Source organism: Pseudomonas sp. AGC41, from assembly GCF_057334555.1.
Genome location: NZ_JBHFJB010000147.1, coordinates 77,145 through 88,421 on the forward strand (window position 1 = coordinate 77,145; position 11,277 = coordinate 88,421).

At 63.0% G+C, this 11,277-nt stretch carries 1 protein-coding gene; it reads right to left on the reverse strand.

Features of this window, described 5'->3' with window-relative positions:
- Window positions 1–150: 150 nt before the first annotated feature.
- Window positions 151–11,277 (reverse strand): filamentous haemagglutinin family protein (locus ACE04F_RS24330; protein WP_486110255.1); only part of this gene is annotated, 11,127 nt, incomplete at its 5' end.

The window sequence follows — 11,277 nt, forward strand, 5'->3', positions numbered from 1 at the left end:
CCCCCCCCCCCCCCCCCCACGGGGATAGTGGGTATCCAATGATGCCCAGGCACAACAAACCCTGTGACAAGGGAGGACCGGGTGCCCGAAGGCTTCCAGGCACAACAACCCCTGTGGGAGCGAGCCTGCTCGCGAAGGCCGCGACTCGGTTTACAGGCTCAACCGCCCCCGCTCCTCCTCGGTCAACCGCTGCCGCGCCTGCTCGTCCAACGGCCCGGCACCCAGCACCTGCACCGGACTGGCCGGATCATAGGTACGTGGTGCTTCACGGCTGGCGCCATCACGCGAAGGCGCCAGTTGCTCGGAGCCGAAACTCACCACCTGCACGGTAAACACCGACGCCTGGTTCTGCCGCGCCGCGTTCTGCTGCTGGCGCGCTACGTCTTCCGCCGCTTGTGTCGCCGAGGACGCCGCCGAACTGGCTGAGGTGATCGCCCCGGTGTTCACCGAAGCCGCCAACGGCACGCCGGTGGATTTGCCCTGGGTCTGGATGTTGGCCGCGTTGACCACCGTCAACGCCGCAATGTTGACGTTACCTGACACACGGATCCCCGCCTCGCCCGCATCGATGGTGCCCAACGGCGCGATCAGGTCGATATCCCCCGGCGCCACTTCGGCAATCGGATTCAGCGTGGCGATGCCGGCGCCGGTGCTCGGCACCGACGGCGACAGGGTCACGTTGCCCCAGGTGTCGTACAGGCGCTTGGGCGGCGTGTAGACCACGGTGGTCTTTGAACCCCGGCCGGCGTTGATGTCGCCCTGGGCCGACCAGCCGAGGATTGCGCCACCAAAGGTGGTCATGATCCGGCTCTGCCCTAGCAGGATGCTGTTCTTCGCATACAACTGGATATCGCCCTCGCCCTGGGTGATGACCCCGGCGGTGGACGGCGGCGCGTTGCCTTCGATGCCGAACGTCTGCCCGCCACCGGGAGTGAGCATCTGAATGCCGCCACCAAAATCGGTGTGCACCCCTGCCCCGCCGAACATGGTGATGTCGCCCTTGTAGGTGATCGCATTGCCCGCCACGTCCTTGCTCGGGAACAATAGCTCGATCGCCTCTCGTCCGCGCAGGTAGCTGCCCTGGCGCACGCCGCCGACTTCGTTGTACTCACGACCCCCGGCCTTGAGCTCGGCAAAGTACACGTCGCGGGCAAACACCCGCTGCTGCTCGGCCGGCAATGCAGCGAAGAAGTTGCGGGCTTGCTCGGTATCGCCGCTGAAGCCGAAGCGTTCCTTGAGCCACTTCACCAGCTCCGTTTCGTAGGTCTTGGCGACCTTGCCATCCTGGTCCGCCAGGGGCACACCGGCCAGGGCCTGGTTCGCCGGGTCCAGGTAGGCCTTGACGAAGCGCTGGTAATCCGCACCGTCGAGGCCCGCGCCGGCTTGCAGCACCAGGCTCGCCCCGGAGCGCGAATCCCCCGGCACCACGGCGCCGATACTGGTGATGCTGACCTTGTCATCCATCAGGATGTTGCGTCCGGCGGTGATCTCCAGCAGGCCGGGGCCGGCGACGTTGAAGCTGCTGTAGAGGATGTCGCGCCCGGCTGAAACGATTGAGATGTCGGTGGGGTTGTTGTGGATGAAGAGGTTGCCGGCGCTGGTGTAATCCCCTGCCTGGGAGTTGTTGCTCAAAGAGCCGCCCAGTGGAGTCCCACTACTGACGATGTCTCGTCCTGCCATCATTCGTACAGCTCCGGCGCCTTCGTAGGCGATTCGCCCTGGCCACCTGCCAACGGATGCCGATGTCATCCACCGTCCGCTGGTGACAGCCAGCAAATCACCTTCCAGCGCATAGAAGCGCGCAGGGTCGTCATTGAGGGCCCAATCACCCGAGGTACTGCTGGTGTCGAAGGCAAACAGCGGCAATATGTTCGCACTAGGGCGAGCGAGGTTGCCATCGGCTGAGAGATTGCTGGCTTTTATGACGGGACCGGATTCGACAGTCTCGACTATACCCACAAAGGCTGGCCTGAACGGCGTTGCCAGGGCTGCGGACGATGCACCTGAACGACTGACCGACATGTCGCCGCCGTAGATGGAATCGCCGGCCATGAATTGCAACTCACTGTTCATGCCGGGAGCGAGCAACAGGGCTGGACGATTGTTGCCGTCATAACCTGTTCCATCCCATATCGAGGAATTGCCATAGTAAAGGCTGCCATTGGCCGCCACAGCCCTCAGGATCGATGGGTAGACCACCGCCAGATCCGTCTCGACGCCTGACACCATAGGCGTCAGATTGCCTCCCGAGGACCATAGATCAATCGCCGTATTAGCCGTCCATAACGAAAACCAGCTCACGCCGGATCCGTTAGTGGCGCCATCTTTGAACGGCGATACGCTCATCATCGGCGCCCGGCCAGGGTCCGCTACGTCCATCACTACCAGGTCGCCCGAAGTTGTCAGATCGAACGTCGCATCGCCCGGCATCAGGGTCAGCCCGCCTGTTGGCAGGCTACGTGTGGCTCTGAAGGGGTCGTACGCACGCGTTTCCCCCGGAGACTGCGCCGAAGCAACGTTGCCATAGCGCAGGTCAATTCGACCGATGGCACCGCTGTCGATCTGCGCGTGGCCCCGCAGGTTGATGACCGCACCGTTCAGATGCCCGCTGACGAACGCGCTATCGGGATTCAAGGCGCCGCCTACACGCAGGTTGAGATCACCACCACCGGTCAATTGCAGGCTGCCATCAGCGCCCACACGCCCGGTGCTGCCCACGGCAAGAACCAGTCCTTGGCTGCGGCTGTTGCTGCCTGGCACAAGACCACTCGCTGCCATCTGATCGAGCACCCCCGCATCGCCGGCGACCTGAACATTCAGGTTACCGCCGCCCAGAGTACCGAAGCCGGTAAACCCAACCGTCAGGTCAGCCTTGCCGTCCTTCGCGGCGGTGTAACTACCAAAATTGATCCACCAAGCGGTGGGTTGTGCCTGCGTACCGGTTGCGACTGAGCCATTGCCCTGACGCCACAGCCAATTACCGACGTTGACCGTATCGTAACCAATGTCTGCTCCATTGGGCCGCCCTATACTCGCACTCGATACATCCAGGCTATTACCGGTCAGATTGCCGCCGACCTTCAAACTCAGGTTGCCGCCAAAGTCCGGGTACCAGGCGCGGTAAAGACTATTGGTACCGCCATCCACGAACTGCTCGTTTTCACCTAGTGCATCATTGAGCACCTTGCCCGCCGCCACACGCGCCTTGGGTTGGTTGTACGGGTCGTTGGCGTACGTTTCGCTGGCTGAACTGCCGGCGGTATAGACGCCGTACAGCGAGTCCATTTTCAGATCACCTGCCGACAGCAGCTCCAAGTCCGCAGCGCCAGTGCGAATGACACTCCAGCGCTGACTGCCGGCTTTGTAATCGGTTTGCCCGGAGGCCAGGCACCAGCTTGGATTTGCGGTGCACAACTCAGGCCAACCGATGGCATCGAAATCAATTGGCTTGCCGGCGAGGCTCGGGTCGCCCCATTCGATTGCACCGACTTCAGTCCAGACATAGCCGCTGCTTGCCTGGCAAAAGCTTGGTGAATCAGTACAAAGGGAAGGGTAATTAATGGCATCGAAGTCGATCGGCTTGCCCGCCATACTGAGGTCGCCATAAAAATCTAATGATCCGGCTTCTGTCCATAACATTCCGTCAGCCTTGGCCACACCAAACATACCGTAGTGACTATCAGCCAAATGCAGATCACCACCCGCCAGTACCGGCCGCACGACCCGACCGTCCGCCGCCTGCGTATCGGCACCGGCCACCAGTCGCAACGACCAGGACTGCGAGCCCTCGGCCAGCATTGGCGCTATGGCCCAGTTGCTCCCCGCCACTTCCGGACGCAACTGCACCGACTCGACACCCGCCGGCAACTTGATGTCGGTACCTGACGGAATTTTCGAACCCACACTCAGTGCCAGGGCGCTGCTGAGACGCAGCACGTTGGTCAAGCCGTTACTCGCGCCTTCAATGTCTGGCAACGCAACGCCTTTGGGCCAGATCAGGTTGCCTATCGTTGCGCTGCTGCCCAGCAGGCTGCCCGCCCCGAGCACCGTGCCCGCCTGCAGGGTTTGGGTCGAAGCCAACAATGTGCCGGCCGCGAACAACAGATTGCCCTGTGCGTCATGCACCGCCGCGGCCAGCACCGTGCCCGCCGGCACCACCAACGGCTGATCCAGCGTCGCGGCCACCGGCAACCGCGTTCCCGCCGCCAGGGTGGCGCCCTTGAGCGGTACGTCGAAGTTGAGCACCGAGCCGGCCGGGAACGCCGTGTCGACCTCCAGGGTCACACCTGTGCCGGGCACGACGATATCGCCCGCCGCGAAATCAATGCCTGGCAACAGCACCCAGCCCTTGTCATCGTTGCTGGCGGGCGGCTGGGCAAAACCGTCGGTGATGCTGCCGTAGATGTTCAGGTCACCGCCGGCGCGCAGCGTCAGGCTGGCGGATTCGCCGGAGCCGTAGACGTTTTCATCCAAAACGTTATGCGGATTGAGGCTCGCATAGCGATAGCGCGACAGGTCCAGATCCCCCTGGACCACCAGCTCGCCATCGGCCGTCGCACTCACCACCTCTACACCGGGGCGCAGGTGGAACACGTCGCGATAGCGGCTGTTGTTCAGCCCGGCGAGTTTGCGCTGCAACAGATCGTTGTTGGCGTGGGCGTTGGTGATAAAGGCGGTGTTGTCGGGATCCACCACATCCTTCAGCCATGCCTGATTGATGACCTGATATGGTTTGCCGCTGGCCGCCGGCACGTTAACCAGCGGCGCGTCGCTGTATTGCCACGTGGCAACCACCGCAATCGAGCGGGCGCCTTGAATATCCAGGGCACCGCTGGCATCGATCGCCATGTCGCCTCCCGACACGCCACCCAGTCGCGGCGCGCTGAGCTGCAACGTTCCGCGAGGCCGACCGTCGTTCATACCGGACGCACTGCCCAGCGCGACTTCGGTACCGTGGCGCAAATCGATACGCGCGCCGTTACCCAGGGTCATGAGGCCTTCCCTGGCGGTCAAGTCAACAATGGCGCGGTTCGGCGAGTCGATGATCTTGCCGTAGCTGTCCACGCGTAGGCGTCGACCGTGGGCGTCAAGCACGGCACCGCTGCCCAGGGTCAGGGCATTTTTTGCAGCCAGGTAAATGCTGCCGACCCGCTCGCCGCTGGCGTCCACCGTGCCATTGACCAGCAGGCTGCCGTTGTCCAGGGATACGTCGATGGACGAGGCCTTGAGTTCGTTGCCGATCACCAGGTCGCCCTGTTTGAGCTGGAAGCTGCGGGAACCGAACACTTGGCCGTCGTTCAAGCGTTGGTTCAACGCGGCGAACTGCTCGCTGAGACTGCCATTGTCGCCCAGGCGCTGGGCCTGGATTTGCACGCCACCGGCCAGGTACGGCATGAGCGTGCCACCGGCATCGTATTCGCCAGTGCTGCTGGCGAGGATTCGCCCTTGCAGGTCAACGACCCCCGCCGCGCTGCCCAAGGCCACGGCGCTGAGCCGCCCGGCCTGGTTGTGGCGGGCCGAGAGATCGATGCTGGAGCCACCCGCCTGGCGGATGTTGCCGTTCTGGCTTTGCAGGGTGACTTCGCCACCGGCGCTGTAGCGGGTGACGTCGTTGAAGGTGACCGCGCGACCTGCAACGTCGATCAGCGACCCGTCGGCCAGGGTCAGCTCATCCGTCGCGCTCAGGGTCAGTTTGCCGCTGGGCAACACCACCGCGCTGGCCAGGTTGAGGCTCGCGCCCTTGAGCGACAGCTCGCCACCGAGCCCCGAAACGGTGCCCGGCTTGGCGGTTGTGCCTGCCACGTTGAGTGCGCCGCCTGCGGTGATACGGTTGATCGAACCGGCTTCACCGGTGAGCAACGGAGTGAGAATGTTCAGGTTGCCACCGCTGTAGGCGTAGCCCGTTTCAGCGTCATAGGCGCCCTGGCTCTGATACACCGCCAGGCTGCCCTTGTGATTGGCGGTCAAGCGTTCGCTGGCACTGAGGTTGACGTTGGCAAAGCCCAGCGCCAGCCGATCCAGGGTAGTGATCGAGCTCGGTTGGGCGAATTCGCCATAACCGAACTCGATACGCTGGGCCTGGATGTCCAGGCGACCGGCGCCTGTGCCGGCCCCACCGGCAATCACCGAACCCGGCGCGCCAACAGCGCCGTTCCAGATCAGGTTGGCGGTGCGAATGGTCGCCACGTCATTGACGCTGCCTGCGCCATAAATGGCCGGCGTGCTGAGCATCAGGTTGGCCAACCGCGACTTGCCCGTCACCGGGTCATAGGTGTCGAGACTGACAGTGCCATAGAAATTCAACGCCGCACGCGCCGACAGTTCCAGGGTTTCCAGGGCCGGGGCGCCGTATTCGGTGTCCCCGCGCAACAGGCGATCGAGTACCGTCTGGCTCAGGGTCAGGCCGGCCGGCAAGACCTGACGCGCCGCTGCGTCGCTCAATGCCGGGGCGGTGCCGACGTTGATATTGCTCAAGGCCAGGGTCAGGTGACGGGTGCCGTAGCGCACCTTGTCGTCCAATTCCAGGCTCCCTCCGGTGGCGGCGACGATGCTGCCCTCGGAATGAATTCGGGTGACGCCGCTGCATGGCGTCAGGCTGCAGCCGCCGATGTTGATGGTGCCGCTGCTGCCCGATGAGGGTGCCAACACGTTGAGCAAGCCGTTGGAGGCGGCCAGCAAGTTCTGACCACTCACATTGAGGTCATAGATAAAACCGTCATGGGCATCGTAGGCAGCCGCGCCACGACCAACGGTATTGATGGCGGCGCCTTGTTCCATCGACACCTCGCTGCTGGCCAGCAGGAAAACCTCCGGTGCCGCCAACGTAACGCCTTCACGCAAGATCACTCTGGACGAGGTTCTACCTCCACTGCTCGAGGGCGTGATGTAGTTTCCGCTCTGCCCATAGAGCGTCAAGAACTGGCCGCCAATAACCTGACGTGATGCATTCAAGGCATTCAGGCTTTCGGCATTGAGGGTCACGCCCTCGAAGCCGGCCGTGGCCCCGCGCCCATCGGCAACGACCTCCAACGCCCCATTACCTCCAACCACCGTGACGGTACCGCCGTAGCCACCTTTTTGAGGCGCGAACTTGCCGATGCCTTTGAAGGAGAACGCCTGATCTCCCGCTCCTGGCGCGAGCTTCAACTTCAAAGTCTTGGCGTCCACCGGCAACAGGGCTCGTGGCACGCCCAGGCGTGCGGCATCGGCTACAGCGAACTGGGCGTAGCTGGTTTCGTTGTACTGCGAATAGCGACGCAGCACATCGCCCGAAGTCAGGATGACCTGGCTGGACAGACTGTTGCGCTGCTCGGTATTGACCACCGACAGCACCCCGGCGGTGGTCCAGGAGCCGTTGCGCATCTGCAACGCACCCGCCGTGGAACCCTGACCCGCCAGACCGTAGACCTCGACCCGGAACGCCCCCGGCAGCAAGGCATAGGTGGACGGCATCAGCGTATAGGTACCGGCGGCCAGCCCCGGTACACCGGCGCCAATGGTGATTTGTTGTCCGATCCTGGGGTCCACTGCGCCGCCCTCGGGCGCCACTGGTGCGTATGCACTCTGGTTGCCCGGCACAATGGCGTAGACCGGGTTGCTGGACAGGCCCGGTAAAGTAAAGCCGCCGTTGGCACCGATTTGCACCAGCGGGTTGAAGCGCGCGTCGGTGGAGCCGCCACGGCCGGAAATGAAACCGGCACCCAGCAGATCACCGCCCCCCGAAAGATCGAGTACCGAGCCTTCCTGGGCCGCAACAGATTTTCCGCCCAGAATCACACCAATATTCAGATCCCCGTTGCCATAGGAGATGGCCCCTTGCCCCAGAAGCACCACCTTCTTGCCCGCGTACTCATAACTCTGACCATCGACGGTACCGCCGTAAGGCAGAACCAGACCGAGGCCACTGACTGAAGTGAGGCTGTTCGGCAGCAAGTCCACTTGGCTAGTGATGCCAGTGCCGTCGTTGGTGCCGACCTCAATCAACCCCAGCGGGGCCCGAACCACCCCGCCCTGCTCAATATTCGCACTGCCCAGTTGTAAGTGACCGAATGCCGAATAAGGTACCTGAGGCGTTACCTGGGTAGTCCGTCCGATGACCAAGCTGCGCGCCGTGTCGTAGGCAGAGGTGCCACTCAAGCTATACCCCGCCAATACCCGAGCCCCGACACCGGTCGCCGGATACAGTTGCGCCGCTTGCAGGATCATGTCCGAAGGAGTCATTAATTGCGTGGTAAAGCCCGTAGGCAATCCTTCGCTGGAGAATCCCGCCAACAAGCGCAGATCACCACGGCTGCTTAACTGGACCAGGTCGAACCCGGCGCGCTCCAACTCGACCGTGGTGCCATTGGCCTGTCTCAGCGTGCCTTTGCTGCTGAATCTCACATTGCCCTGTACATCCAACAGGTCGGCGTTGACGGAAAGCACCGCCTTGTTCGCAAGTGGCGATACGTCGCCTTCGATCAGCGGTCGGGTATAGGAATCCATATTCGGTAGACTGGCCGCCGGCCCCGCCAGCAGCAGATGAGCTGCATTAAGTTGAACACGGGTGTCGGCTGGCGCGGCTGAGCTCAACCCGAAGCTACGCGCATATAGGCTCAGGCTTTGGCCGAGGGACAGCGACACGTCGCCACCGATACTAATAATGCCGTTACTCAGCAGAGACAGGCTGTCGAAGCCGCCCGCCTGGACCTGGTCCACACCCAAACGCCCATGACCATAGATCAACGAATCCGCCGAGGCCTCGGCGGTGTCGCTTAGCGGGCTCGCCTGGGCGGTTTGTCCCAGCACCAGTTCACGCACCTGCAAGACCCGGTCATTGACTGCGCTTTTCAGGTAATACGGTGTCTCCAGCGCCACCGACAAACTTCCCCCTGCGGCCCCCGTGCCACCGGAACGGGCACTGAATTCGCCGTCCAGGTACAGACCATTGGCCGACGCCAGGGAAATACTGCCACCGTTGCTCGTCACCGATATGCGTCCCTGGCCAGGAACATCCAGCATTGCCTGGCTGCCATCCGCTTGCAGGCGTGCCCCCTCGCGCATCACCACGAACAATTCCGGCGCCGAAGCCGATCCTTTCGCGACATCAATCTGACCACCAATGACAATCTCGCCACCGTCACGCACCAGACCATAGGTCTGGCCGCGCATGTCCTGGGCAGTCACGGCCCGACTGGAGACATCGATCAATGCTTGCTCGCCTAACCAGACGGAGCGTCCATGGCCTTGGGCATTGACCGGGTTGCGAACTGGGTTGCTGACGCTAAGTTCGGTGAGACTGACTCGTCCGCCCCAGGCGTTGAGGGTGCCGTTGACGGTCAGTTGACCGATGCTGCGCAAGTCGATGCCTTGTCCCGGATCGACGCTGATCACGCTTCCACGCCCGATGTTCAATACCGTGCTGGCCATGTCTGCCGCGCTGGAGTTCGCGGTGCCGGCGGTTAGGCTCAGGCTCGCACCACGACGCTGGGTCAGGACACCTTTGACCGCATCTTCCTGATACAGCTCCGGCGTCCAGCGCTGCAAGGCATCAGCCGGCTCTGCGTTGCTGCCGGTAGTCAAAGCCTGCTCACCGAAACGGTACACCGGCATCGTCACATCGACCCGGGTCCCGTCGGCCACGGTCAGGCCTTGATTACCGGTGATGTCATAGGCCGAGAAACCCTTGTCGAAGAAATCGCCGCCCAGTTGCAAAATGCCAGGTTCGAGAGGGATGTCGCTGTTGCCGATCAGCACTTTGCTGGCCGCCAACTTCAAGGTCCCGCCGCCACTCACGCCGGTACCGCGCAGTTCACCTTCGAGGATCAAGTTACCGTTACCGGACGATGCACCGGTACTCGCGGTCAAGGTCAAGTCCCCGCCCTTGCCGCCGCGAGTCTTGCCATCGGCCATCACGGCAGCGCCGGAGCTGACGTCAATCAGGCTGCCCTGCTGCACATCAATATCGCCAGTACTGCGCACGGACACGCTGCCGCCGTTGATGAACGGCAGGCCTTGGCGGTCGTTGCCGTCGAGCAGCAGATTGCTCCAGCGCCCGGCGGTGTTCAGCTTGACGCCTTCACCCAATGTGACCGTCGCCCGCTGTCCCGTGGCGGGTGAAAGCGCGACGTCTCCCATCTGGAAATTGTCGGCCCTGACCTGTTTGAGCACGTTGCCCAAGGCAATACGACCGCTGCGGGCAGTCAGGTCGGCGTTCACCTCGACCTGCGGGGCATAAAGCGTGATATCGCCGCCGTCGGCGACCTTGAGTGCACCGTCGACCTGGATGCCTTCAGCCGCCGCCACCTTGACCGCGCCGAGCTGGAAGCCATTGAGCAACGCATTGTCCAGCACCAGCTTGCCTTGCCGGTCAGTGCCGACTACCGAGGTCAGGTCCAGCCCCGCGGCAAGCTTGTCGGCCACCTTGCCAAGGGTGACCTGGTCGAAGGTGGGGTTCAGGCCACTGTTGATCACGCCGCTGGTCTTGTCATAGATCGGCGAGTAGCTGCCCACCCATAATTGCGCGCGACGGGCCACGGCGTTCTGCGATTGCTGGTAGCCGTCGAGGTTGAGGTTCGGCGCTTGGGTCTGGCGTTCACCCTGGTAGACCTCGCCGACGATCTGACCTTCCAGCACCGCGTTGCGGGTCGACACCACCAGCTTGCCGGCATCGCGGCCGACGGTGTAGCCGGCTTCAAAGCGCTCGCGCGGGGCGATCAGCGGGTTGTAGTAGTAATCAGTCTGGCCCCAGCGTTGGCTGTGGTCTTCGTAACCCTTGTAGATGCCGGTGTAGAGGATGTCCCCCGGTGCCTTGGACAAGTCATACAAACGCCCGTTGGGGCCCTTGAGCCAGGACTGGCGCAAGTATCCGCTCTGTACATCCAGGGTACCGCCAGACAGGTTCAACTGCGCTGCCTGTTGGGTCACCACGTCGTTACCGGTGAACGTCAGGGTGCCGCCTTGCGCTGCCCATTCACCGGCGCTGTGACCTCGGGTCCCCAAATAGCCGCCAACTTCCAACAGCCCACCCGCCGTGTACCAGCGGTCGCTGGCGTAACCGTTGGTGCCAGCCGGGACGTAGACCAGATCCCGCACGTCCACCCACACGTCGTTGTTGGTCAACTTGCCGCCTTCGCGGTTGACCGAGGCGTCACGCTGTTCGTTGCCCTGGACGTTGACCTTGATGGAATTGGATTCCATCGCCACCTTGACGCCGATGGCGCCGGACACGTCGATTACCGCGCCATCGCGCACCAGGCTGCGACCGGCCGCGCTGACCGCGACCTGGCCACCGGTGGC